Source organism: Novosphingobium fluoreni (assembly GCF_014196615.1).
In the GTDB taxonomy this organism is placed as follows: domain Bacteria; phylum Pseudomonadota; class Alphaproteobacteria; order Sphingomonadales; family Sphingomonadaceae; genus Novosphingobium; species Novosphingobium fluoreni.
Map to the genome: position 1 here is coordinate 1 of NZ_JACIDY010000001.1, position 24040 is coordinate 24040.

Sequence of the window (24040 nt, forward strand, 5' to 3'; positions counted from 1 at the left end):
CCACTCTCCTTCGGCAGTGCCAAAGGACACTCCTTACGAGAGCCTCATCGCGGCAGGGCATCGCCCGCGCAACACGTCGGAGCCCGGACGCTTACAGGTGACCGGCGCAAAACCGTTACAAGTCCAGCTTGCCATCGCCAAGATTGTGCTTCTCGGCTGTGAACTCGCAGAACTCGGTCAGCGGCACCAGGCAGCGGTTCTCCGGCCGCTCGGCGAGCTTGCGCCATTGCGGCAGCCCGAGCTGGCGCACGTTGGTCATCTTTCACTTGCCCTGGCCGCCCAGCACATCCCAACTCATGACGTCCAAGGCTCGCGTGCTGTCCTGCTCGCGCACCACGTAGTTGCGACTGCCGGGCCTGAGTTCGCGTGGATCGAAGCGGTTATCGCGTGGGCGCTCGGTGAAGAGCTCGCCGGCCGAGTTCCAGAGGGTCTCTGGCTCGCCAGCCATGCGGGCGCGGTTACACATCGCGGAATACTATTCGGAACTTATGCTAGCTCCAACCAATCTCGAAGCGACCGAGCGGAGGTCACCCGGCCTGATCGGCTCTAGCAGCTGAAAGGACGACCGTGCTAGTTCGCCAGCGATCACCGGAGAACATACATCAAAAACTTAGGCCAACTTTAGGCTTCCGCGCAATCGAAACGACAATATCTCTAAATATCAACTATTATTGCATCCCGGCGTCTCCGCCAGCGGCGCTTCCAATCAGTTGATTTGCAACGATAAAAAGGGAGCGCCGCGCGAGTTACCGCAACGCTTACCGCAATGGGTTTTGACCGCTCTGACGGTGTTCGTTGCCCTTTGCCCAGGATTTCGGCGCGGCGTCGGCGTCGATGTTATTGACAGAGGCTTTCGCGCTCATCAAGCTTTCTCGCTCGCAACCGCTGCCGACGGTATCTGCCGGCGTCATTCCTACTCTTCGGCGTCACTGCCGCCAACCTGTTCCTTCGGAGATGACCGCGTTATGCCGATCGTTCGAAAGCAATGTTTTATCGTATGATCGATGCAAGCTTGTTCGATATCAGTAAGCCCATCATAGCCTTTTTCGTCTCGAAATTCGGGTGGAAGCTCTTCTTTTATCAGCTTAGATCGCGCCAAAGTGGAGCCGACTACGTACATCGATGCGCAGTATAAACGCATCCTGTATCTCGTTTCCTGAGATGCAGCAGATAAAGCGTGCACATAGTTTGACATTTGACTTTGGTTCCAAGCTTCCTCTCTCGCTGGTATGGCCGATATCCAACTTCGAACTGGCTCCTGATCCAAGGAATGTATTCGGTGATTATGAGCGAACTCGTTTCTAATCTTACGCAGCAGCGCAGTTTCTGCGGCGCTCTCCTTAGATATCCAACCACAACCGGCAGCAACTAAAGACCTTTGTGAAAAGGTATTAAGCGGACCGTTGCTCCCAAAAAATTCATCTCTTTTTTCTTTAACTTGTATATTCCAATAATGCTCGAAAGTTTTTCTTAGACTATCTTCAACAAATGATACGGAGATTATGCAGAATGTTCGCGTGTCTCGATCGATCAGAAAATCTCTTACATCTTCCGCATCTCGCATGATTTCCTCTTCAAATTCAGCTTTCTTCCGAGCACGCTGGAACCGATCTTGGAATATTTCTATTACTAGTTCGCGAGCAGTTTTTATATCTTGCTCGTTATGTTCGACCTTTTCGGACATGCTCGATCCCAACTTGTAGAAGTCACCGCTTCTACGCTGTAACGACGCCTAGACGCAAAAAGCCCCCGATCCCCATGGCAAGGGATCAGGGGCTAGGTGACGCGTCGAAGGAAGGTACGACGCGCTAGCGCTTCCGGCACGCTAGGTGTAAGGGATCGCAGGAGGGCCGCAGGTATGCCCACAGTGGGCAGGGATGCCCTGGCGTCCCCATGAGCATCACGCTTCGATCCTGCTGCCCCATTTGGCCGCGATACCCTTGTTGAAGCTGGCTGCGCCCAGGCCTCGCACAAAGCCGGAATAGCGCGCGGCAATTTTCTTCAGGTCGATCGCCTTGTTCAGCTTGGCGTCCGCTTCCGGCTTCCACTTTTTGACGCAGCTTTCGACCATGCTTTCGCGAACGTCACCGGCCAAGCCGAGCAAGAATGGTTGCGAGTGGCAGATGACGGCGGCGATTTCGCGATCTTGCAGCATCCATTTGCGAATTTTAGCAACGCCGCCTTTCCCGGCAAGCTCGCAAACCCAGGCACGAAGTTCGGTATGGATCGCCGCGCGCCGTTCGTCGGTTTCGAAGCCCTCGTTCATTTCGGCTATGGCCGCCCCGCTCCCCACGGCATCTTCAAGCGCGCAGCGCTGATCGAGTAGGAAAGCTGATCTTACGCGAGTATTCGGCAAAGCCCGCATTTTCGACGATCTTCGCGGTGACATTCATAAGGATCGCCGGGCCAAAGATCCCGCCTTATCCTGGCCACTTGGGCCTAACCCTGCCCAGGCATCCCGTATTGACGCAGTGCAGCATTCTTCTGCTATGGCGTGGGTGAAGGGGCACCGATGCGGATTGTCATTATCGATGATAGCGGTCTGCGGGCGACGGTCCTGGATGAGGGCCTGCGCGAGGCGGGGTACGATGACATTCATATTGTCCCCCCGCACGGCGCCTTCGTCGCGCGGCTGGAGCGGATGGCGCCCGATGTCGTGCTGATGGACCTGGGCAGTCCCAGTCGCGATACGCTGGAGGAAATGCTGAGCGTCAGCCGTGCCCTTGCGCGGCCGATCGCGATGTTCGTGGACCAGTCCGACGAGGCGATGATCGGCGCGGCGATCGATGCGGGGGTTTCCGCCTACGTCGTGGATGGCTTGCGCAAGGAGCGGGTAAAGCCGGTGCTGGAACTGGCGGTGCGGCGCTTCAACGCCTTTGCCCGCATCCAGGCCGAATTGGACGAGGCGCGCACCGCCCTGTCGGATCGCAAGGTGATTGATCGCGCCAAGTCCATCCTGATGAACCAGCGCAGCTTGTCCGAGCAGGAGGCCTACGCCCTGCTTCGCAGCAGCGCGATGAACCAGGGCAAGAAAATCGTCGACGTGGCGCAGGCGCTGATCACCGCCAGTGACCTGCTGGGAGGGGGACTATGACGACGCACCTCAAGATCGCCTTCCTGGCGCTTAACGATGCCGCGGTGCTGGTGGCCGCGCACGAGTGCGGGTTCGCCGAAGCGGAAGGCCTGTCGCTGGAGTTGATCCGCACCACCAGTTGGGCGACATTGCGCGACCGGCTGGTGTTCGGCCAGGTCCACGCGGCGCAGATGCTGGCCCCGCTGGCTCTGGCGGTGACGTTGGGATTGAGCCAGCAGCCCGCTGCTCTGGCCGCGCCTTACAAGCTTGGCGTGAACGGCAACATGCTGGTCATGGCAACGGACTTCGCCAAGGCGCTGGATCAGGATCTGCCGGCCCGCCTGGCCGATCCGCTGGGCACCGCGCACGATTTTGCCGCCGCGATCGGGCTGTGGCGGCGCAAGCCGGTGATCGGCGTGGTCCACCGCTTTTCCAGCCATGCGCTGATGCTGCGCTATTGGCTGGCGAGCGCTGGCATCGATCCCGATCGGGACGTGGTGCTGCGCGTATTGCCGCCCTCGCTGACGGTGGAGGCGCTGGGCGCGGGGGAGATCGACGGGTTCATCGCCGGCGAACCCTGGGGCAGCGCGGCGGTGGAGGCAGGGCTTGCCGAAGCGGTCGCCATCGGTGAGCGCATCTGGCGGCGCGGCGTGGAAAAGGTCCTGGCCTTTCGCGAGGCCTGGCTGGAGGAGAACCCCGACACTACGGATCGCCTTTTGCGCGCCCTGGCGCAGGCTGCGGCCTGGTGTGACGATCCGGAAAACCATACCGCGCTGGCCGATCTGCTGTCCGATCCGCGCTATGTCGATCAACCGGCCGACCTGATCCGCCGCGCGCTGAGCGGACAAATCGTGGCGCGGCCTGGGGAACCTGCGATCGCGAATCCGGACTTCGTGCTGTTCAGCCGCGAGGCCACGCCGTTCCCATGGCGCAGCCAGGCGTTGTGGATCTATTCGCAGCTGGTGCGCTGGGGCATGGTCGAGCGCGATGGCGCCTCGGCTGCCAAGGCGGGATCAGTCTTCAGGCCGGACATCTACCGCCGCGCGCTGGCGGATAGCGACGTGCCGATGCCCGGCGCGAGCATGAAGGTGGAAGGCGCGGTGACGACGCCGCTGTCCGTGGGTTCACGCCAGCGCGAATTGACGCTGGGCCCGGATCGTTTCTTCGACGGGCGAGTCTTCGATCCCGAGCGGATCGACGACTACCTGGCCGATTTTGCACCGCAGCGTTGAGTCGGCGCGAAATTTTGTGCCTTGCAGCATGACACGAATCGCGAGATAACGATGGCAGCCGCGCGATGAAGCGCGCTGAACTGGATGTGCCGTCCCAATGGCGGGGCCGTTCATCCTCCACTGATCGCAGCAAAGCCGCTGACCGGACACGCTATAGGGCGCCGTCCGGGCTGCGGCTTTTTTCGTGTCCATCGTCTTTTTGGGGGACGTTTCATGGCAACTGCTTATTGGGATCGGGACGCGCAGGCCGAGAAGGCCGCGCCGACCAACAGCTTCTGGAAGGCCGGCCACACGCCGACCCTGATCGCGGCGTTTCTTTACTTCGACCTGGCCTTCATGGTCTGGGTCCTGCTGGGGCCGCTGGCGCCCGCGATCTCAACCGCATTGGCACTGACCCCGGCACAGAAGGGCCTGATGGTGGCGACACCGACGCTGGCCGGCGCGTTCCTGCGTGTCGTCAACGGGCTGTTGGTGGATCGGATCGGCCCCAAGCTATCCGGCGCGATCAGCCAGGTCATCGTGATCGTAGGCCTGTTCGTGGCCTGGAGCATGGGCGTCAGCAGCTTTGCCGGTACGCTGGCGCTGGGCGTGATCCTGGGCTTTGCGGGTGCGAGCTTTGCCATTGCCCTGCCGCTGGCCAGCCGGTGGTATCCGCCCGAGCATCAAGGCAAGGCGATGGGCCTGGCCGGGATGGGCAATTCGGGCACCGTGCTCGCCTCGCTGTTCGCGCCGGTTCTGGCCAAGCTGTTCGGCTGGAACGCGGTGCTGGGCCTGGCCTGCATCCCGCTCAGCATCGTCTTCGTCGCCTACATGATCATGGCCAAGGACGCGCCTAACGCCCCGGCCCCCAAGCGCATGGTCGATTACTTTCAGCCGCTGAGGCAGGCGGATGCCTGGTGGCTGATGGCGTTCTACGCCGTGACGTTCGGTGGCTTCGTGGGGCTGGCGGCCAGCTTGCCGATCTATTTCACCGACCAGTTCGGCCTGACGCCGATCACGGCAGGATACTGCACCGCCGCCTGCGTCTTCGCCGGATCGCTGGTGCGGCCGATGGGCGGTGCGCTGGCGGACAAGATCGGCGGGTCCAGCGCATTGATGGTGGTCTATGCCGTGGCGGCAGCGGCCCTGGCTGGGGTGGGTTTTGCCACCACCCTGCCCGCAGCGCTGGGTCTGTTCGTGCTGGCGATGCTGGCGCTGGGCGTCGGCAACGGCTCCGTCTTTCAGCTGGTGCCGCAGCGCTTCCAGGCGGAGATCGGGGTGATGACCGGCCTGGTCGGCATGGCGGGCGGTATCGGCGGGTTCTACCTTGCCAGCTCGCTCGGCTTTGCCAAGCAGCTGACCGGCAGCTTCGCCCCCGGCTTCCTCATCTTCGCCGCGCTGGCCGTCGCCGCCCTGCTGGGGCTTGGCATGGTGCGCGGCAAGTGGCGCACCCGCTGGAGCACCGACGCACGCATCTGAGCTGACGTAACGAAAGCGGCGGGATACAGGGACCGCCGCTTTCGAGTCTTGAACGCCTGTTCGTCCTGAGGGGGGGCGTTTCCATCATGAAGATACTGATCGTTCCGGCGGCCGCGCTGGCTGTTGCCGGGCCCGCTTGTGCCCAGCAGATCGCGTTGAAGCCCATTGCCGAAGCGCGCCTGCGCTATGAACATGCCGAGCAGGACGGGCTGCCGATCGACACCAGCGACGCCGTGACCGCCCGCATCCGCGCCGGGGTGAGCGCCAGCAGCGGCGCGATCTCCGCCACCGTGGTGGGACAAGGCAATCTGGCGATCGTGGGCAAATACTATGACGGCCTCAACGGCCCCACCAACCGCCCGCTGGTAGCCGATCCGCAGAATATCGCGCTTTATCTCGCGCAAGCGCAATACAAGTCCAAGGCGCTGACCCTCACCGGAGGCCGCCAAAAGATCGCGCTGGATGATGAGCGCTTTGTCGGCAATGTCGCCTTTCGCGATAACGCCCAGACGTTTGACGCGGTGCGCGCAGATCTGACTCCGGTGAAAGGATTGAAGCTGGATGTCGCCTACGCATGGAGCGTGCGGACCATCTGGGGTTTCGAAGGGCGCGGCGTTCGCCAGCAGGCGGTCAGCGGCGACAACGTGTTCGCCAACGTGTCCTACGTTACGCCGGTGGGCACGCTGACCGGCTTTGCCTATCTGGTCGATCAGGACGAGGCGGCAGTGCAAGGCTATCGCTTGTCCAGCCAGACTTACGGCCTGCGCCTTGCGGGAACGCAGCCACTGTCAAAGGCGGTGAAGCTTTCCTACCAGCTGAGCCACGCCCGCCAGTCCGACTATCACCGCAACCCCAACGATTACCGCGCCGACTATTGGCTGGCAGACGCGCTGCTGGACATTCGCGGCTGGAAGCTGAACGCCGGCTACGAAGTGCTGGGCGCGGACAGAGGCCGGGCGCTCACCAGCTTTCAGACGCCGCTGGGGACCAATTTCAAGTTCCAGGGCTGGGCCGACAAGCTGCTGACCACGCCTGCCAACGGCGTGCGCGATCTGTATTTCGGCGGGGGCTACGGCATGGCCAAGTGGGGTGCGCTTTCGGCGGTGACGCTACAGGCCACTTGGCATCGCTTCGACAGCGACCGGCTGAACCAGCGTTACGGCACGGAGTGGAACCTGCTGGCTTCGGCCAAAGTCCACAAGACCACGCTGTCCGTCCGCTACGCCGATTACAAGGCGAAGGCATTGGCCACGAACACCCGGAAAGTGTGGCTGCAGGCCGATTGGGCGCTTTGATATTTCATGCTTGAGCGATGGTGCGAATCACCATATGCTGCACTGCAAGAGGACAGAGTTGTCCTTCCAACCATAGCCGATGCGGCCCAATGACGGGCCGCTGACGCGCAAATGATGGCAAGGCCGCCATCCAGACTTTCGGGCTCCACGCCCGAGGGTCCGGATGGCGGCCTTTTTTTGTTCCGAAAGGGCCGGGAATGGATTTTCAGCTAAGGGATGAGAGGCAGGCAGAGGGTCTGGAAGAGACCCCCGCCACCTTCGCGGACAGCAGGGAACACCTTGTTGTGGTAGGCAACGGCATGGCCGGCTGCCGCGCGGTGGAGGAACTGCTGGCCCGCGACGGCGGGCGTTATCGCGTCACCATTTTCGGTGCCGAACCGCACGTGAACTACAATCGGATCATGCTCTCCCCGGTGCTGGCGGGCGAGAAGACCTTTGACGAAATCGTTATCAACCCGCGCGCCTGGTATGACGACAACGCCATCGACCTGATCGTCTCCGATCCGGTCACCGCCATCGATCGCGTCAGCCAGAGCGTCACCGCCCAGAGCGGGCGCAAGGTGCGCTACGACCGGCTGCTGATCGCCACCGGCTCCGATCCCTTCATCATCCCCGTCCCCGGCAAGGACCTGCCCGGCGTCATCACCTTTCGCGACATGAAGGATGTCGACACCATGCTGGCGGTAGCCGGCGCGGGCGGCGATGCCGTGGTGATCGGCGGTGGCCTGCTGGGCCTGGAGGCGGCGCACGGCCTGACCCTGCGCGGCATGAAGGTCACCGTGATCCACCTGATGGACACGCTGATGGAGCGCCAGCTGGACGAGGCGGCGGGCTGGCTGCTCAAGTCCGCATTGGAAGCGCGCGGCCAGACGATCCTGACCGGCGCCAACACCGCCGAAATCTATGGCGACGGCAAAGTCGAAGGCGTTCGCCTGAAGGACGGTCGCGAAATCCCGGCCAGCCTTGTGGTCATGGCCGTCGGCATCCGCCCCGCCACGGCCCTGGCGCTTGAGGCCGGGCTAACGGTCAACCGGGGCATCGTGGTGGACGATCACATGGTCACCAGCGACCCGCGCGTGCTGGCGGTGGGCGAATGCGTGGAGCATGACGGCAACGTCTATGGCCTGGTCGCGCCGCTGTGGGACATGTGCCGCAGCCTGGCCGATGGCCTGACTGAGCGGCACACGGGCTACAAGGGCTCGGTCACTTCCACCAAGCTGAAGGTCGCGGGGCTGGACGTCTTCTCCGCCGGGGACTTTTCGGGCGGCGATGGCTGCGAGGATATCGTGCTGCGGGATGCCTCGCGCGGGATCTACAAGCGCGTCGTGATCAAAGACGATCGCGTGATCGGCGCGGTGCTTTACGGCGATACGGCCGATGGCGGCTGGTACTTCGACCTGCTGAAGAAAGGCGAGAGCATCGCCGACATTCGCGACCTGCTGATCTTCGGCCAAGCCTTCGCCTCCGGAGGAGGCGCGCTGGACCCTAAGGCGGCCGTTGCGGCGCTCTCGGACGATGCCGAGATTTGCGGCTGCAACGGCGTTACCAAGGGCCAGGTGGTTGCCTCGATCAATGGCGGCGCCTGCAGCCTGGATACGGTGCGGGCCACCTGCAAGGCGTCCGCCAGCTGCGGCAGCTGCACCGGGCTGGTCGAAAGCTTGCTGGCCCTGACGCTGGGCGAGGAGGTGAAGTCCGGCCCCAAGACGATGTGCAAATGCACCAGCTTCACCCACGACGATGTGCGGCGCGAGATCGTGGCGCAAGGCATGCGTTCGATTCCTGATGTCATGCAGCGGCTGCACTGGTCCACCCCGGACGGCTGCTCGTCCTGCCGCCCGGCGCTGAATTACTATCTGCTGTGTGCGCTGCCAGGTGAGTACGTGGACGATCAGCAGAGCCGCTTCGTGAACGAACGCATGCACGCCAACATCCAGAAGGATGGCACCTATTCCGTGGTCCCGCGCATGTGGGGCGGCCTGACCAACCCGCGCGAATTGCGCGCCATCGCCGACGTGGTGGAGAAGTACAACGCGCCGATGGTGAAGGTGACGGGCGGCCAGCGCCTCGACATCTTCGGAATCAAGGGTGAAGACCTGCCCGCCGTGTGGGCAGACCTCAACGCCGCGGGAATGGTCTCGGGCCATGCTTACGGAAAGTCGCTGCGCACCGTGAAGACTTGCGTGGGATCGGACTGGTGCCGCTTCGGCACGCAGGATTCCACCGGCCTTGGCGTCAAAATCGAGCGGATGACCTGGGGCTCGTGGATGCCGCACAAGTTCAAGATCGCCGCTTCGGGCTGCCCACGCAATTGCGCCGAGGCGACGATCAAGGACTTCGGCGTCGTCTGCGTCGACAGCGGTTACGAACTGCACATCGGCGGCAACGGCGGCATCCATGTGCGCGTCACCGATCTGCTGTGCAAGGTGGCGACGGAACAGGAAGCGCTGGATTACTGCGCGGCCTTCACCCAGCTCTATCGCGAGGAAGCCCGCTATCTGGAACGCACCGCGCCCTGGGTGGAGCGGGTCGGCCTGGACTATGTGAAAAGCCGGATCGTAGAGGATGACGTCGGCCGCGAGGCGCTGCGCGGTCGCTTCCTCTATTCGCAAAGCTTTTCGCAGGACGATCCCTGGGCCGAACGGGCCGCCGGATCACACGCCCAGCTGCACCAGCCGCTCGCCCCCCTCGCTATCGCTGCGGAGTGATCATCATGATTGACTGGATCGACATCGGCACCCTGGCCGACATTCCCCAGCGGGGCGCGCGCACGGTGAAGCTGGAAGGGGAGAAGGAAATCGCCGTGTTCCGCACCGGCGACGATCAGATCTTCGCGCTGATCAACGAATGCCCGCACAAGAAGGGCCCGCTCAGCCAGGGCATCGTCCATGGCCACGCCGTCGCCTGTCCGCTGCACAACTGGAACATCGCGCTCAAGACCGGCGAGGCGCAGGGAGAGGACAAGGGCTGCACGCCGACGATCGCGGTGAAGCAGGAGCACGGCCGCATCCTGATCGCGCGGCCTGAAACGCTGCAGGCCGCTGCCTGATGCGCCAGCCGATCCGCACCACCTGCGCCTACTGCGGCGTCGGCTGCGGCATCTCCGCCACGCCGACCGGCCCGCGCACGGTGGAGATCAAAGGGGACGAGGCCCACCCCGCCAATCGCGGGCGCCTGTGCTCCAAGGGCACGCACCTGGGCGAAACCGTCGAGTTGACCGGCCGCCTGCTCCACCCGATGATCGGCACCAAGCGGGTCGGCTGGGACAAGGCCCTGGATCTTGTCGCCAAGCGCTTTGCCGACACCATCGCGCGCCACGGACCCGATAGCGTGGCCTTCTACGTCTCGGGCCAATTGCTGACCGAGGACTACTTTGTCGCCAACAAGCTGATGAAGGGCTTCATCGGCTCGGCCAACATCGACACCAATTCACGCCTCTGCATGTCGAGCGCGGTAGCCGGGCATAACCGCGCTTTCGGTGAAGACATCGTTCCCGCCAGCTACGACGATCTGGACGCTGCGGACCTGATCGTGCTGGTCGGCTCCAACACCGCGTGGTGCCACCCGATCGTCTATCAGCGCATCCAGGCCGCCCGCGCCGAGCGCGGCACGAAGCTGGTGGTGATCGATCCGCGTCGCACGGAAACCTGCGAAGGCGCAGACCTGCATCTGCCGTTGAAGCCCGGTACCGACGTCGCCTTGATGAACGGCCTGCTCGCCTGGATGGATGCGCAAGGCCTGACAGATCGCGGCTACCTGGATGCGCATGTACAAACGCCGGACGGGTTCTGGGAAAAGTTGGCGCAGGGCCACGATCTGTGGACCACGGCGAAGACTTGCGACGTATCGCCCGCCCAGTTCCAGCAGTTCTTCGAACTGTTCGCCGCCACCCCGCGCACCGTCACGCTGTTCAGCCAGGGCGTCAACCAGTCGATCCGCGGCACCGATCAGGTCAACGCGATCATCAACCTCCATCTCGCCACCGGCCGGATCGGCAAGCCCGGCGCCGCGCCCTTCTCCATCACCGGCCAGCCCAATGCTATGGGTGGACGCGAAGTGGGCGGCTTGGCCTCCACCCTTGCGGCGCACATGGATTTCGCGTCGGAGAACGTGGCGCGCGTCGGCCGGTTCTGGGCCGCCCCCACCATGGCGAGCAAGCCTGGGCTCAAGGCGGTCGACTTGTTTCGCGCCATCGGCGAAGGCCGGATCAAGGCGCTGTGGGTGATGGCGACCAACCCCGCCGTCTCGCTACCGGACGCCGCCCGCGTGCGCGAGGCGCTGGAGCGTTGCCCCTTCGTTGTGGTCTCCGACGTGATGGCCGCAACCGATACCGGCGCCTATGCTCATGTCCGCCTGCCCGCCGCCGCCTGGGGTGAGAAGGACGGCACCGTTACCAACTCAGACCGCACGATCAGCCGCCAGCGCCCCTTCATGGCTCTGCCGGAACAGGCGAAGCCGGACTGGTGGATCATCAAGGAAGTGGCGCAGCGCATGGGCTGGCGCAGCGCTTTTGCATATCAGCGCCCCGCCGATATCTGGCGCGAGCATGCCCGCCTTACCGCCTATCAGAACGGTGGGCAGCGCCTGCTCGATCTGGCCGATCACGCCACCATCGGCAACGATGCCTATGAAGCGATGGAGCCGTTCCGCTGGGGCGGGCAGCACCCCTTCGCCGATGGTCGCTTCAGCACGCCAGACCGCAGGGCCCGGCTGGTCCCCGTTACCCAGATGGAGGTTCAGGCCCCGCTCGGCGCGTGGCCGCTGACGCTCAACACCGGGCGCTATCGCGATCAGTGGCACACGATGACGCGCACCGGCTTGTCCGCCAAGCTGGCCCGCCACCGCGAAGAGCCACTGGTGGAAGTCCACCCCGCCGATGCCCTGACCCTGGGCTTGGCGGCAGGCGATCTGGCCCGCGTAACCACCGCGCAAGGCGACAGCGTGTTCCGCGTGGCGCTGAGTGACGGCCAGCGGCCCGGTGACATCTTCACTCCCATCCACTGGACGGACCAGACCTCCACCGGCGGGCGCACCGGCATGCTCCCTCGTCCGCTGGTCGATCCCCACTCTGGCCAGCCCGGTTTCAAGTCCACGCCTGCGCGGCTGAGCAAGGTCGCGACCGAGTGGCAGGGCTTCCTGATCCTGCGCGAACCGGTTCAGGCCAAGCCCGCGTGCCTGTGGGCCACACGGGTCACGGTGCCGGGCGGGGCGCTGTTCGAAGTAGCGGGCAACGGTGATCCGGCGCATCTCGAAGCGTGCCTGCCCAAGGGTGAGCGGGTGGAGGCGGTTGACCCCGCGCGCGGGACTCGCCGCGTGGCGATCATAGTCGAGGGGCGGCTCGCGGGCGTTCTCATCGTGACGCGCACGGGGTTGCTCCCGTCTCGCGACTGGCTGATCGGGCAATTGGCGGCCAGCGACGTCGGCCCCGCCGTTCTCGCCGCGCGCGGCCCCGGCAACCAGCCCGACAAGGGCGCGACGATATGCGCCTGCTTCGATATCGGCCTAAACCAGATCGTCGCCGCCATCCGCCAGCAGCACCTGATGGACGTGCCCGCGATCGGCCAGGCGCTGGGCGCGGGCACCAATTGCGGTTCGTGCCGCCCCGCGCTGGCCGCCATCCTCATGCAGACACCCCAGGAGGTTCTCGATGCAGCCGAATGAACCGGCGAATGAACTCATCGCACCGGGCGAAGTCTGGCTGGTCGGAGCTGGGCCAGGCGATCCCGACCTGCTGACCCGAAAGGCGGAAAAGCTGATCGCAGCGGCGGAGGTGGTGTTCACCGATGCATTGGTCGGCCCCGGCGTCCTCGCGCTGATCCCAGATCATGCCGAGCAGGTCAGCGTCGGCAAGCGCTCCGGCCGCCACTCCAAGGATCAGCGCACGATCGACCAGTTGCTGGTGGAAGCCGCGCTGGCAGGCCGCCGTGTCGTGCGGCTGAAAGGGGGCGATCCGGCGATGTTCGCCCGCGCCGCCGAAGAGATCGCAGCGCTCCAGGCCGTCGGCGTGCGGGTGCGGATCTGCCCCGGCATCACCGCCGCCAGCGCCGCTGCGGCCTCTGCCGGGATCTCGCTTTCGCTGCGAGGGGTCGCGGCACGCGTGCAGTTCATCACCGCGCATAGCCGCCGGGGGCAAGCGCTCGATCTGGACTGGACCGCCCTTGCCGACCCTGCCTGCACCCTCGCCGTCTACATGGGCCGGGACGCCGCGCCGGAACTAAGCCGCCAGTTGATGGCCGCCGGGCTGCCGGGTGCCACGCCGGTGCTAATCACGTGCGACGCCTCGCTTCCGCAGGAGCAGCGCCTGCGCACCCGGCTGGACCTGTTGCCGATCGTCGTGCGCGGTTTTGCAGGCGACCGGCCGACCCTGATCCTGATCGGAGAAGCCATCGCCGCAGCCGATCATGCCATAGCGGCGCAGGCCATGGAGCCAATGCGTGGCCAGACGGCGGCAGCGGTGCTAGGCGGCGGGGCCTAAACGTCCGCCCGGAGACACCAGGATGCCCCAGAAGATCGAACCTGCCGCCACGCTGAAGGAAAACGTCCAGCAACTGCCTTCCGTCGAAGGTGTGGAGCGGATCGAGCTTGCCGATGGCGCCGGGCAGATCATCGGCACGATCGCGCATGTTCCCGGCAAGACCGCGTCGCTGGCCGTCTATCAGTATCTTGCCCAGCTGTTCCCGGCGCTGGACCGCGACGCGGCGGAATATGGCCTGGCCCTATACGCCCAGTTCGTCGCCGAAGCGCGCGAGACGCCCGGGGCTCATCCCAATATCGACCACTTGCTGGCCGTCGTGGACGGCGCACCAACGCTGACGATACGTGTGGTTCGGTCCAGTTAAGGGCGCGCGCGCCTGAACTATCAGGCCTGTGATCGATACTTCCGGCGGGTTGCCGCAATTAGCTACTCCTTTCACCACTTCCGAAGAAACCGGGTGAAACCCGACCGTGGGAATAGGAGAGGTTTATGCGCGCACTTGAAGGCATGGTTGCCGTCGTCGTTGGGGCAGCGAACGGGATCGGCCGAGCCACCGCGCTCATGCTGGCCGAACGGGGCGCCGATCTAGTTCTGGGTGATCTGGCGGTTGACGGCAGCCTGGAGGAATGTGCCGCCGCCATTCAAGCCATTGGCGGGACTGCCATCACCGTCGCGGTCGACCATACCGATGAGGCGCAAGTCAAAAACCTGATGACCGAAGCCGTCGCCCGGTTCGGAAAGATCAATATCCTGGTCAATAACGCTGCGGGCACAAGCCCGGCGTTCCAGTCCCACGATCGCGATGTGGCCACCATGGATGTCGCCCACTGGGACAAGTCCATGGCGGTCAACCTGCGCGGCCCGATGTTGACGTGCAAGCATGCGATCCCGCACATGATCGCAGCGGGCTACGGTGCGATCGTCAACACCGGCTCTGGCGTGGTGTTTCGCGGAGATTCGGTCCGCGCGGCCTATTCGGCATCGAAGATCGGACTGCACAGCCTGACGATGGATGTGGCAACCGCCTACGGGAAGCAGAACGTGCGCTGCAATCTCGTGTCACCCGGGCTGATCCTGACGGAAGGGCTGAAGAAAGTGCTTACGCCCGACCAGATCGATGTTTTGGCAGGCCAGAATCTGACGCCGTTCGTCGGCGCTGCAGAGGATATCGCGGAAGTGACCTGCTTCCTGGTTTCGCCCGCGGCACGCTACCTTACCGGCCAGATCATCCCCGTGGACGGTGGCCTGCATGTCCACCAGTGCGTCATTGGCCAGGGCTAAGCCCCGCCTAAACTAACGAGGGGCGGGCCTTGGCCCACCCCTCGCTGGCATCAGATCCCGTCGAGGCCCTTGCTGACCAGGACGTTCACCGCGACGCGGCGGTTCTGCGCCTTGCCCTCAGGCGTATCGTTGCTGGCCGCAGGGTCCGCCTTGGCCATCCCGGTGGGGGTCAGCATGCGGTAGGGCTTCCAGTGGCAGGCCTGCTGGAGATAGTTGACCACGCGGGACGCGCGCTTCTCGCTCAGCTCCTGGTTGTAATCGTCATCGCCCGTGGAGTCGGTGTAGCCGACCACCAGCAGCAAAGCGTTGTCCATTGCCTCGGCCTGAGCGGCGATCTTGCACAGGTCCGCCTTGCCCTGCTCGGACAAGTTGGACTTGGCGACGTCGAAGTTGACGTTGGTGGTGCTCTTGATGTTGTACTTGTCGATATCGGCCATGCGCCCGCGCAGCGCCTCGGTGGCGGCGGCCTGTTCGCCAAAGCGCTGGTCGGTGCCGTTATAGATCATCTGCGCGGTCTTCAGGTCCTTGCTCTTCAGCTCGACCTGGCTGGCGATCAGATCGCCACCGCCCTGCATCGTCTTGACGCTGACTGGCAGGCCGTTGAGCAGAGAGGTGGCGGCCAGGCGATCGCGATTGAGGCTGAGGAAGCCGCCGCTGGAAGTGATCTTGGTGCCATCGTTGATGGTCACCACGGTCTTGGCGCCATCCTTGGTGGTCACCTGCATGCGATCCCCGCTGCGGCCCGAGATGATACCATCGATCTCCGGGCCCTTCGTCATCTGCACGGGCGCGCTGGTATCGCTGACGCTGCCGGTCAGCGAACCGTCAGACTGGTCCTGCTGAGCATAGACGCTGGCGGGCGCGCCGCCGAGCAGCATGGCGGCAAGCACTAGCGAAGTGGAACTCTTGGATATGACAGTCATGGCGTTACTCCCTTGAAACGCGAACGGTCGGGGTTCTGCAACGACGCAGCAGCTTCCAAGTGCCGCGCCATCATGACGTATTCGGCGATCAGAACCCTCTCCATTCGTCAATAGGCAGGCGGCAAGGCGCCGCCGTTTGAACACGTGGAAGGCAACGCGTGTTCAGAATCACATTTCGGGCGGATGAACGCCTGTTACAATTGCGACATTTGTGCCGCTCATCTGAGTTCGCTCTGCGACGAGCTGAGTATGCTCTACAGGGTATGGCTACACGGCAGACACGAAGAGAACCAGAGCCAAGCGCTCGGCTCCGCGTTTGCGGGCACCGAAATCCGGATTCTTCCGAAGAGCCTCTACCCCAGGATGTCGCGGATCTTGGTCGCCAGCGCATCGACGGCGAAGGGCTTGGTCATCATGTCCATGCCATCCGCCAGAAAGCCTGCGCGCACCGCTGCATTTTGCGCATAGCCGGTGATGAACAGGATCTTGAGGTCGGGGCGGGACTGGCGCGCGACCTCGGCCAGCTGCCGGCCGTTCATGCCGGGCAGGCCGACGTCGGACACAAGCAGGTCGATCCGCTGGTCCGATTGCAGGATGGGTATGGCGCTGTCGGCGTCGGTAGCTTCCAGCACGCCGTAGCCGACTTCGCTCAGCAGCTCGGTCACGATCATGCGGACGGAGGGGTCGTCCTCCACCACCATCACCGTCTCACCGCTGCCGCGCGGGGTTTCCGGGCTGGGCATGGCCGCCACCAGGGCTTCCCCACCCAGTGAGCGGGTGAGGAACAGCTTAACGGTAGTGCCCTGCCCCACTTCGCTGTAGATGCGCACGTGCCCGCCGGACTGGCGCGCGAAGCCATAGACCATGGACAGGCCAAGCCCGGTCCCCTGCCCCACTGGCTTGGTGGTGAAGAACGGCTCGAACACTTTATCCATCATGTTCGGCGCCATCCCGCTGCCGGTGTCGGTAACGCTCAGCACGACATAGTCGCCCGGCGTCACGTCCGGATGGTCACGCGTGTACCGCTCATCGAGACGGGTGTTGGTCGTCTCGATGATCAGCTTGCCGCCATTCGGCATCGCATCGCGCGCATTGATGCACAAGTTCAGCAGTGCGCTTTCCAGCTGGTTCTCGTCACTGGAAGCGGCCCAGAGTTCGGGGGCCAGATCCGTGCCCAATTCGATCTGTTCGCCCAGAGTGCGGAACAGCAGTTCTTCCATGCCGGCCACCAACGCGTTGACATCCATGGCCTTCATGTCGAGCGACTGCCTGCGCCCGAACGCCAGCAAGCGCGAGGTCAGCGCGGCGGCGCGCTGGGCCGAAACGGTGGCGGCATCGATGTACCGGTCCACCCGGTCCATCCGACCGGACGCGATATTGCGGCGCATCAGGTCCAAGCTGCCGATCACGCCGGTCAGCATATTGTTGAAATCGTGGGCGATGCCCCCGGTCAGCTGGCCGATCGCTTCCATCTTCTGGCTTTGGCGCAGCGCTTCCTGCGCCGACTCCAACTCAGCGCGCCGCGCGTTCGCTTCGGTGAGATCACGCCCCACCGCGATGAAGTTCAAGCCGTCTGCTTCGGGAGACAACGTCCATTCGATGTGTTTCCAATCCCCATCACGCGTGGCGATGCGGTTTTCGAAGCGAATGGGCTGCCGGGTCTGCGCCATCTCCTTGATGGCCGCCAATGTCTGGGAATTGTCCTCGGGGTGGTTCAGCGTCTCATACGTGCGCGTGAGCAATTCGCTCTCGGTCCAGCCCAAGATGCGCGTCCACGCCGGGCTGACCGCGGAGAGCATGCCTTCGTAGTCGCCCCGCGCCAGCATATCCTGAGACAGGTCCCACAACCGATCCCGCTCCGCCCGCGCGCGCTCGATCGCGACTTTCACCCGCTCGCCCACTTGCTGGACCAGCATGACCTCGTCGTCGGTCCAGGTGCGCGCAGTCGCGCTCTGCACCGCGAGCAGACTGATAAAATCTGCCTCCTGGAACAGGACGACATCGACATATCCGCCGACTTCGCGCTCCGACAGCCCCGCACGCGCCTCCTTGCCCAGTCGGGGATCGGTCATCACATCGTGCACCACGACCGGCGCTCCCGACGTGTAGGCCGCCAGGATCGCGGGCCCGAACGATTCCAGCGAATGTTGGCCCACGATCGGACCGACGCCGGAATGGTAGTCCCGCTCCACGCTCATCAGGCCGGCGTTGACCTCAGCGTAGAATACGCGGCTGGCGTTCATCTGCTCGCCCAGGCGAACCGCCGTCATGCTCATGATGTCCGCCGGGGTGGAGAGCGCGCGCAGATCGTCCGACAGGGATAGCAGGAATGCCGCCTTGCGCCCCGCCAACACGCGATCGGTCGTTTCCGCCAGGAAGCAGATCACGCCAGCAGGTACGCCGTCCTCTTCCAGCACCGGGGAGTAATCGAGGTTGAGCCACATCTGCTCTGTCGTGACGTCGCGAGTTATCGTGACCTCGTGATCGCGATACTGCAGCGCATCGCCCGCCAGGCCCACTTTCAGGACGTTATCGATGAAATCCTGATTGTCGCCCCATGCCTCACGCGCAGTGCAGCCCATCCGGGTCTGATTCTGCGGCCCGACGACGGCGGCGTAGGCATCGTTGTAGAACATGACGCCGTCAGTGCCCCACAACAGCACCATCGGCGTGCGCGCTTGCAGGATCAGGGAAACGGCACTGCGCAAGGCGTGGGGCCAGTTCGCGATCGACCCCAATGCCGTGGTCGACCAGTCGGCCGCCGCGATGCGTTGCCCCAGCATGCCACCCTTCGCCAGGAAGGGGGGCGTTTCCGGCACCTCAGACAAACGCACCGGAGCGGTGGACATGATTTGGAATTCTCTGCGTCGAATGTCCGAAGAAGCCTTCAGACCAGAAATGCTCTCTTAGCCCAACTCAGGCCGCGCTGGAACCGTTAGGTATAGAATGCAGATCATTAGGTGCAAATATCACCGCACCAAGAGCCCCACCGGGATAACGCATCACCAGATCTGCATCTCGGCATCCTCGGCGGACATGCGGCCCTGATCGCTCATCATGTCCTTGCTGATATGGCAGATGTAGCCGCCAAGATCGGCATCGAAGGTCAGGTCGCTCCAGGGCACCAGCAGGAACCGCGTCGCGCCCAGGCCGAACAGTCCGCTGTCCGAAACGATTACGTGCGCCACTTGTCCCGTCCGCTTGTTGACCATGAAATTGTGGACGTGGCCCACCTTCTTGTGATCGAGGCCATAGACGGCGGTGCCTTCCACGCGGTCTGACGCGATCAGATCGTGGTTGCCCACCGTCTCGATCGGCGCTTCAGGCCCGTTGGTATCGATTTCGCGCTCCGGCATGATGATCTCCTTCGATCCGCTGAAACGCACACCGGCATGGATGGTTCTTGGCTGGACCGATCCCGATCAATTCCACGAGCCATGAAAATATTGCGCAGTCCTGAAATTTTATAATTCCTCCGAAGGAGGACACTTGTTAGACTGAGGGCCAGATAGAAGAGGAGAGAGCCATGAGCGCGCCGGTGCTCGCCACGAAGCTGGATCTGGCCACCCCGGAAGCGCAAGCGCGCGCCGCGCATAACCGCATGCTGGCCCAAGAATTGCGGGATAAGGTGGTGCAAGCCGCGCAAGGCGGCGATGAACGCTCTCGCCAACGCCATGTCAGCCGGGGCAAGCTCTTGCCGCGTGACCGGGTGGAGCGGCTGCTCGATCCCGGCTCGCCATTCCTGGAGATCGGCCAACTCGCCGCGAACGGGCTTTATGACGATGAGGTGCCCGGCGCCGGGATCATCACCGGCATCGGCCGCGTATCGGGCCGCCAGTGCATGGTCTTCGCCAACGACGCCACGGTTAAGGGCGGCACCTATTTCCCGATGACGGTGAAGAAGCACATCCGCGCGCAGGAGATCGCGCAGGCCAACCACCTGCCGTGCGTCTATCTGGTGGACAGCGGCGGCGCGAACCTGCCGAACCAGGCGGAAGTCTTCCCCGATCGCGATCACTTCGGCCGGTTCTTCTTCAACCAGGCCAACATGAGCGCCAAGGGCATCCCGCAGATCGCCAGCGTCATGGGCAGTTGCACCGCCGGCGGGGCCTACGTCCCGGCGATGAGCGACGAGACGGTGATCGTGAAGGAACAGGGCACGATCTTCCTGGCCGGTCCGCCGCTGGTGCAAGCCGCCACCGGCGAAGTCATCTCGGCGGAGGACCTGGGCGGTGGCGAGTTGCACAGCCGCAAGTCCGGCGTCACCGACCACCTCGCCGACAGCGACGAGCATGCGCTGACCATCGTGCGCGACATCGTCAGCCACATGGGCGGGCCCCACCCGCACCGCGTGGCCCTGCGCGATCCCCGCCCGCCGAAGTATGCCGCCGAAGACCTTTATGCGATCATCCCGGAGGACGTGCGCGCGCCCTACGACGTGCACGAAGTGATCGCGCGGCTGGTGGACGCTTCCGAATTCCACGAGTTCAAGGCGCTTTACGGCACCACGCTGGTCTGCGGGTTCGCGCATATCTGGGGCGTGCCGGTGGCGATCCTGGCCAACAACGGCGTGCTGTTTTCCGAAAGCGCACAGAAAGGCGCGCACTTCATCGAACTGGCCTGCCAGCGCGGGATACCGCTGTTGTTCCTGCAGAACATCTCGGGCTTCATGGTCGGCGGCAAGTACGAGGCCGAAGGCATCGCCAAGCACGGGGCCAAGCTGGTGACGGCGGTGGCGACCGCGCAAGTCCCCAAGCTGACCGTGCTGATCGGCGGCAGCTTCGGCGCGGGCAACTACGGTATGTGCGGCAGAGCCTACGACCCGCGCTTCCTGTTCACCTGGCCCAACGCCCGCATCAGCGTGATGGGCGGCGAGCAGGCAGCTTCGGTGCTGGCCACCGTCCACCGCGACGCAGCCAGCTGGACGCCCGAGGATGCGGAGGCGTTCAAAGCCCCGATCCGCCAGAAGTACGAGGATGAAGGCAATCCCTATTACGCCACCGCGCGGCTGTGGGACGATGGCGTGATCGACCCGGCGCAGACGCGTGACGTGCTGGGCCTGGCGCTGGCGGCCTGCCTAGAAGCCCCGATCGCGGAGGCACCCCGCTTCGGGGTGTTCCGGATGTGATAGACGCGCAGGCAGTTCCTCCCCGGCACGGGGAGGGGGACCATCCGCAGGATGGTGGAGGGGGCCCCCCTCTCCTCCGCCAGCCGATCAAGCAGATCAAACGCGCCCGTGTTCTGCGCAAGACGTTGAGCTTGCCCGAAGGCCTACTTTGGCGTGAGCTTCAAAAGCGCCCGGCAGGCTACCGCTTCCGCAGGCAAATGCCCCAGGCGCCTTATACTATCGACTTTGCCTGCCTTTCCGCCCGCCTCGCGATTGAGGTCGACGGCGAAGCTCACAACCGAGGCGATCAGCCGGCAAAGGACATCACGCGCGACGCGGTACTGGCCGAACGCGGCTTCAAAACCCTCCGCCTGTCCGCATACGAGGTGCTCAAGAACATGGATGCTTGCATCACCGCCATCGTCGCTGCCTGCCAAGAGTCAGGGCCCCCTCCACCATCGCTTCGCGACGGTCCCCCTCCCCGTTCCGGGGAGGAACCTCAATGATCCAATCCCTCCTCATCGCCAATCGAGGCGAGATCGCCTGCCGTATCATCCGCACGGCCCGACGGCTCGGTATCCGCACCATCGCAGTCTATTCCGATGCCGACGCCGATGCGCTCCATATGCGCCAAGCGGATGAGGCCGTGCATATCGGCCCCTCGCCCGCGCGCGAAAGCTATCTTGTGGGCGAACGCATCCTGGCCGCCGCGCGGCAGACCGGGGCGCAGGCGATCCACCCCGGTTATGGCTTCCTCTCAGAAAATTCCGCCTTCGCGCAAAGCGTGATCGACGCAGGGCTTATCTGGGTGGGCCCGAACCCCGCCTCGATCGATGCGATGGGCCTCAAAGATGCCGCCAAGACGCTGATGGCCGCCGCTGGCGTGCCGGTCACCCCAGGTTATATGGGTGCGGACCAGAACCCCGACCATCTCGCCGCCGAAGCCGCCAAGATCGGCTATCCGGTGCTGATCAAGGCGGTCGCGGGCGGTGGCGGCAAGGGCATGCGGCTGGTGGAGAGCGCCGAGGCGTTCCACGATGCGCTGGCCTCCTGCCAGCGAGAGGCGGCGGCCTCGTTCGGCAACGATCATGTGCTGATCGAAAAGTACATCCTCTCCCCCCGCCATATCGAAGTGCAGGTCTTCGGCGACAGCCACGGCAACGTCGTCCACTTGTCCGAACGCGATTGCTCGCTCCAGCGCCGTCACCAGAAAGTGATCGAGGAAGCGCCCGCCCCCGGCATGGACGAAGCCACGCGCGCCGCACTGTGCGCCTCGGCCGTGCGCGCGGCGAAAGCGGTGGACTATGTCGGCGCGGGCACGATCGAGTTCATCGCCGATGGGTCGGGTGCGTTACGCGCCGATCGCATCTGGTTCATGGAGATGAACACCCGCCTGCAAGTCGAACATCCCGTCACCGAAGAGATCACCGGCGTCGATCTCGTCGAATGGCAGCTGCGCGTGGCGAGCGGCGAACCGCTGCCGCTGGCGCAGGAGGATCTGGCGATCCATGGCTGGGCGATGGAAGCGCGGCTCTATGCCGAAGATCCGGCGAAGGGCTTCCTGCCCTCGATCGGCAAGCTGGAACTGCTGCAATTCGGCGAGAGCGAGGGTGCCGGTGGACGAGGCCGGGTCGACACCGGCGTGTTCGAAGGTGCGGAAGTCTCGCCTTTCTACGACCCGATGATCGCGAAAGTGATCGCCTGGGGCGAGGACCGCGACGAAGCGCGTGAGCGATTGTCCGACATGCTCAGCGACAGCGCGGTGTGGCCGGTGAAGACCAACGCCTCGTTCCTGGTCAAGGCGCTGGACCATCCCGACTTCGTGGCGGGCACTGTCGACACCGGCCTGATCGGCCGTAGCAGCGCCGCGCTGGCGCAAACGCCGCAGCCCTCGTGCGAGGTGTTGGAGGCGGCGGCGGCGGCGCTGGTCCCCGACGTGCCGGTATCGGGCTTCCGCCTGAATGCCGCGCCGACCCGCACGGCGTGGTTCCTCCTCGACGATCAGGAGATCGAGGTCGCCCTTCATCCCGGTGGCGGTGGCGAAGCCGTGGAGGCCGTCATGATCGCCGAGCAGGGGCAGGCCTGGCGGCTTTCGCCCTGGCGGCGCGAGGGTGTTCACGGCGCGGCGGCAGGGTCCGGCGCGATCGTCTCTCCCATGCCGGGCAAGGTGATCGCGGTGGATGTCGAAGCGGGGCAGACCGTTACCGCCGGGCAGAAGCTGCTGACGCTGGAAGCCATGAAGATGGAGCACACCCTCACCGCGCCATTTGCAGGCATCGTCGCCGAACTCAAAGTCAGCGCCGGTCAGCAAGTGCAGGTGGAGGCGCTGCTGGCCCGGATCGAAGCGGAGGCCGAATGAACAAGGCGCGCGAGAAGGAAGGGCACACCGAAATCGTCGATTGGGTGAGCGAATGCCTGGAGCCGATCGGCACCGTCACCGCCCGCGCGATGATGGGCGGACAGACGCTTTACTGCGACGGCGTGGTCTTCGCGATCGCCGCTGCCGGGCAATTGTGGTTCAAGGCCGACGCCGAAACCGATCACGAGTGGGACGCAGCCGAGCGTGAGCGCTTCGCCTACGATCGCGACGGCCAGACGGCGACGATGAATTACCGCCTCGCGCCAGACGACTGCTACGATTATCCCGATGAGATGCGCCGCTGGGCCGAACTCGGCCTCGTGGCGGGGCGACGCGCCGCCGCCAAGAAAAAGCCCTGCAAGGCCAAGGAACTCTGATGCCCGGCAAATTCTTCGACGAGTGGACCATGGGCGAGCGCATCACCCACCAGCCCAGCCGCACCGTGACCGAAACCGACAACCTGCTGTTCAGCGCCATGACGCACAACATGCAGCCTCTGCACCTCGATGCCGAGACGGCCAAGGCCAGCGAGTTCGGCCAGATCCTGGTGAACTCCACCTTCACCTTCAGCCTGGCGGTCGGGCTCTCCATCGCCGACACGACCGTGGGCACGCTCGTCGCCAACCTGGGGTTCGACAAGGTGGTGACGCCCAAGCCCACCTTTCTCGGCGATACGCTGACGTGCCATAGCGAAGTGGTGGAGCTGCGCGAAAGCCGCTCTCGCCCGACGCAGGGGATCGTCGTCTTTCGGCACGAGCTCACCAACCAGCGGGGCGAGACGGCGCTCTCCATGTTGCGCACGGTGTTGCTGAAAAAGCGCGAAGGTTGACGCACCTGGCG

Annotated in this window: 21 protein-coding genes and 1 pseudogene; 15 read left to right on the top strand and 7 right to left on the bottom strand. The window is 64.3% G+C overall.

From position 1 onward, the window contains the following. Positions 1 to 127 precede the first annotated feature (127 nt). From GGR39_RS00005 to GGR39_RS00020, 4 genes and pseudogenes are all read right to left on the bottom strand, one after another. Positions 128 to 466: pseudogene (locus GGR39_RS00005) on the bottom strand (SOS response-associated peptidase family protein); the annotation flags it as partial. A gap of 292 nt (positions 467 to 758) precedes the next feature. Next, positions 759 to 911 (bottom strand): hypothetical protein, encoded by a 153-nt coding sequence (locus GGR39_RS00010; RefSeq protein ID WP_183615357.1) that lies wholly within the window; start codon positions 909 to 911, stop codon positions 759 to 761. Between the two features lie 2 nt (positions 912 to 913). Next, positions 914 to 1684 carry a hypothetical protein gene (locus GGR39_RS00015; protein WP_183615358.1) on the bottom strand — a complete coding sequence of 257 codons (771 nt, stop codon included), beginning with the start codon at positions 1682 to 1684 and terminating at the stop codon, positions 914 to 916. 216 nt (positions 1685 to 1900) lie between these two features. Continuing rightward, entirely contained in the window at positions 1901 to 2266 is a 366-nt protein-coding gene (locus GGR39_RS00020) for a hypothetical protein (RefSeq protein WP_183615359.1), read from the bottom strand. A gap of 246 nt (positions 2267 to 2512) precedes the next feature. Between GGR39_RS00020 and GGR39_RS00025 the strand changes: the two genes are divergently transcribed. The 10 genes from GGR39_RS00025 (at position 2513) to GGR39_RS00070 (ending at position 14811) form a co-directional block, all read left to right on the top strand. Continuing rightward, positions 2513 to 3094, top strand: a complete 582-nt coding sequence (locus GGR39_RS00025) for an ANTAR domain-containing response regulator (protein ID WP_058735086.1) — start codon at positions 2513 to 2515, stop codon at positions 3092 to 3094. After that, complete coding sequence (locus GGR39_RS00030) at positions 3091 to 4305, top strand: ABC transporter substrate-binding protein (RefSeq protein ID WP_183615360.1); 1215 nt, start codon at positions 3091 to 3093, stop codon at positions 4303 to 4305. Before GGR39_RS00025 ends, GGR39_RS00030 begins: the two co-directional genes overlap by 4 nt. 213 nt (positions 4306 to 4518) lie before the next feature. Further along, positions 4519 to 5763 carry a nitrate/nitrite transporter gene (locus tag GGR39_RS00035; protein WP_183615361.1) on the top strand — a complete coding sequence of 415 codons (1245 nt, stop codon included), beginning with the start codon at positions 4519 to 4521 and terminating at the stop codon, positions 5761 to 5763. 86 nt (positions 5764 to 5849) lie between these two features. Further along, a complete protein-coding gene (locus GGR39_RS00040) occupies positions 5850 to 7058 on the top strand; it encodes an alginate export family protein (protein ID WP_183615362.1) in 1209 nt (402 codons plus the stop codon). 197 nt (positions 7059 to 7255) lie between these two features. Next, the gene (gene nirB / locus GGR39_RS00045) at positions 7256 to 9763 is read left to right on the top strand and encodes a nitrite reductase large subunit NirB (protein WP_183615363.1); all 2508 of its coding nucleotides are present in this window, start codon (positions 7256 to 7258) and stop codon (positions 9761 to 9763) included. 5 nt (positions 9764 to 9768) lie between these two features. Next, a complete protein-coding gene (gene nirD / locus GGR39_RS00050) occupies positions 9769 to 10104 on the top strand; it encodes a nitrite reductase small subunit NirD (protein WP_058735084.1) in 336 nt (111 codons plus the stop codon). Beyond that, complete coding sequence (locus GGR39_RS00055; RefSeq protein ID WP_183615364.1) at positions 10104 to 12716, top strand: nitrate reductase; 2613 nt, start codon at positions 10104 to 10106, stop codon at positions 12714 to 12716. The genes nirD and GGR39_RS00055 overlap by 1 nt, the downstream gene beginning before the upstream one ends. After that, entirely contained in the window at positions 12703 to 13530 is an 828-nt protein-coding gene (gene cobA, locus GGR39_RS00060) for a uroporphyrinogen-III C-methyltransferase (protein ID WP_183615365.1), read from the top strand. The genes GGR39_RS00055 and cobA overlap by 14 nt, the downstream gene beginning before the upstream one ends. Positions 13531 to 13552: 22 nt before the next feature. Then, positions 13553 to 13894, top strand: coding sequence for a DUF2322 family protein (locus tag GGR39_RS00065; protein ID WP_183615366.1), 342 nt, complete (start codon positions 13553 to 13555; stop codon positions 13892 to 13894). A gap of 125 nt (positions 13895 to 14019) precedes the next feature. Continuing rightward, on the top strand, positions 14020 to 14811 hold the full coding sequence (locus GGR39_RS00070; RefSeq protein ID WP_183615367.1) for an SDR family NAD(P)-dependent oxidoreductase: 792 nt from the start codon (positions 14020 to 14022) through the stop codon (positions 14809 to 14811). Between the two features lie 50 nt (positions 14812 to 14861). Here the strand turns inward: GGR39_RS00070 and GGR39_RS00075 are convergent, their stop codons facing one another. The 3 genes from GGR39_RS00075 to GGR39_RS00085 form a co-directional block, all read right to left on the bottom strand. Then, a complete protein-coding gene (locus tag GGR39_RS00075) occupies positions 14862 to 15734 on the bottom strand; it encodes an OmpA family protein (RefSeq protein ID WP_058735057.1) in 873 nt (290 codons plus the stop codon). 353 nt (positions 15735 to 16087) lie between these two features. After that, a complete protein-coding gene (locus tag GGR39_RS00080; RefSeq protein ID WP_246388172.1) occupies positions 16088 to 18583 on the bottom strand; it encodes a GAF domain-containing hybrid sensor histidine kinase/response regulator in 2496 nt (831 codons plus the stop codon). Positions 18584 to 18736: 153 nt separating this feature from the next. Further along, the gene (locus GGR39_RS00085) at positions 18737 to 19090 is read right to left on the bottom strand and encodes a PRC-barrel domain-containing protein (RefSeq protein ID WP_183615368.1); all 354 of its coding nucleotides are present in this window, start codon (positions 19088 to 19090) and stop codon (positions 18737 to 18739) included. 170 nt (positions 19091 to 19260) lie between these two features. Here GGR39_RS00085 and GGR39_RS00090 point away from each other — a divergent pair, with 170 nt between their 5' ends. The 5 genes from GGR39_RS00090 to GGR39_RS00110 are packed head-to-tail and all read left to right on the top strand — an operon-like array spanning position 19261 to position 24029. Next, positions 19261 to 20862, top strand: a complete 1602-nt coding sequence (locus tag GGR39_RS00090) for a carboxyl transferase domain-containing protein (RefSeq protein WP_183615369.1) — start codon at positions 19261 to 19263, stop codon at positions 20860 to 20862. Next, entirely contained in the window at positions 20859 to 21347 is a 489-nt protein-coding gene (locus GGR39_RS00095) for an endonuclease domain-containing protein (RefSeq protein ID WP_343055734.1), read from the top strand. The genes GGR39_RS00090 and GGR39_RS00095 overlap by 4 nt, the downstream gene beginning before the upstream one ends. After that, positions 21344 to 23200 carry an acetyl/propionyl/methylcrotonyl-CoA carboxylase subunit alpha gene (locus GGR39_RS00100; RefSeq protein ID WP_183615370.1) on the top strand — a complete coding sequence of 619 codons (1857 nt, stop codon included), beginning with the start codon at positions 21344 to 21346 and terminating at the stop codon, positions 23198 to 23200. The genes GGR39_RS00095 and GGR39_RS00100 overlap by 4 nt, the downstream gene beginning before the upstream one ends. Further along, positions 23197 to 23577, top strand: a complete 381-nt coding sequence (locus GGR39_RS00105; RefSeq protein ID WP_183615371.1) for a TfoX/Sxy family protein — start codon at positions 23197 to 23199, stop codon at positions 23575 to 23577. Before GGR39_RS00100 ends, GGR39_RS00105 begins: the two co-directional genes overlap by 4 nt. After that, positions 23577 to 24029 (top strand): MaoC family dehydratase, encoded by a 453-nt coding sequence (locus GGR39_RS00110; RefSeq protein WP_058735051.1) that lies wholly within the window; start codon positions 23577 to 23579, stop codon positions 24027 to 24029. Before GGR39_RS00105 ends, GGR39_RS00110 begins: the two co-directional genes overlap by 1 nt. Positions 24030 to 24040: the final 11 nt, after the last annotated feature.

What these genes read in the sequence shown, in the direction of transcription:
- GGR39_RS00010 (WP_183615357.1), bottom strand. Translation starts at nt 911, where the DNA reads ATGACGCCGGCAGATACCGTCGGCAGCGGTTGCGAGCGAGAAAGCTTG.
- GGR39_RS00015 (WP_183615358.1), bottom strand. Translation starts at nt 1,684, where the DNA reads ATGTCCGAAAAGGTCGAACATAACGAGCAAGATATAAAAACTGCTCGC.
- GGR39_RS00020 (WP_183615359.1), bottom strand. Translation starts at nt 2,266, where the DNA reads ATGAACGAGGGCTTCGAAACCGACGAACGGCGCGCGGCGATCCATACC.
- GGR39_RS00025 (WP_058735086.1), top strand. Translation starts at nt 2,513, where the DNA reads ATGCGGATTGTCATTATCGATGATAGCGGTCTGCGGGCGACGGTCCTG.
- GGR39_RS00030 (WP_183615360.1), top strand. Translation starts at nt 3,091, where the DNA reads ATGACGACGCACCTCAAGATCGCCTTCCTGGCGCTTAACGATGCCGCG.
- GGR39_RS00035 (WP_183615361.1), top strand. Translation starts at nt 4,519, where the DNA reads ATGGCAACTGCTTATTGGGATCGGGACGCGCAGGCCGAGAAGGCCGCG.
- GGR39_RS00040 (WP_183615362.1), top strand. Translation starts at nt 5,850, where the DNA reads ATGAAGATACTGATCGTTCCGGCGGCCGCGCTGGCTGTTGCCGGGCCC.
- nirB (WP_183615363.1), top strand. Translation starts at nt 7,256, where the DNA reads ATGGATTTTCAGCTAAGGGATGAGAGGCAGGCAGAGGGTCTGGAAGAG.
- nirD (WP_058735084.1), top strand. Translation starts at nt 9,769, where the DNA reads ATGATTGACTGGATCGACATCGGCACCCTGGCCGACATTCCCCAGCGG.
- GGR39_RS00055 (WP_183615364.1), top strand. Translation starts at nt 10,104, where the DNA reads ATGCGCCAGCCGATCCGCACCACCTGCGCCTACTGCGGCGTCGGCTGC.
- cobA (WP_183615365.1), top strand. Translation starts at nt 12,703, where the DNA reads ATGCAGCCGAATGAACCGGCGAATGAACTCATCGCACCGGGCGAAGTC.
- GGR39_RS00065 (WP_183615366.1), top strand. Translation starts at nt 13,553, where the DNA reads ATGCCCCAGAAGATCGAACCTGCCGCCACGCTGAAGGAAAACGTCCAG.
- GGR39_RS00070 (WP_183615367.1), top strand. Translation starts at nt 14,020, where the DNA reads ATGCGCGCACTTGAAGGCATGGTTGCCGTCGTCGTTGGGGCAGCGAAC.
- GGR39_RS00075 (WP_058735057.1), bottom strand. Translation starts at nt 15,734, where the DNA reads ATGACTGTCATATCCAAGAGTTCCACTTCGCTAGTGCTTGCCGCCATG.
- GGR39_RS00080 (WP_246388172.1), bottom strand. Translation starts at nt 18,583, where the DNA reads ATGTCCACCGCTCCGGTGCGTTTGTCTGAGGTGCCGGAAACGCCCCCC.
- GGR39_RS00085 (WP_183615368.1), bottom strand. Translation starts at nt 19,090, where the DNA reads ATGCCGGAGCGCGAAATCGATACCAACGGGCCTGAAGCGCCGATCGAG.
- GGR39_RS00090 (WP_183615369.1), top strand. Translation starts at nt 19,261, where the DNA reads ATGAGCGCGCCGGTGCTCGCCACGAAGCTGGATCTGGCCACCCCGGAA.
- GGR39_RS00100 (WP_183615370.1), top strand. Translation starts at nt 21,344, where the DNA reads ATGATCCAATCCCTCCTCATCGCCAATCGAGGCGAGATCGCCTGCCGT.
- GGR39_RS00105 (WP_183615371.1), top strand. Translation starts at nt 23,197, where the DNA reads ATGAACAAGGCGCGCGAGAAGGAAGGGCACACCGAAATCGTCGATTGG.
- GGR39_RS00110 (WP_058735051.1), top strand. Translation starts at nt 23,577, where the DNA reads ATGCCCGGCAAATTCTTCGACGAGTGGACCATGGGCGAGCGCATCACC.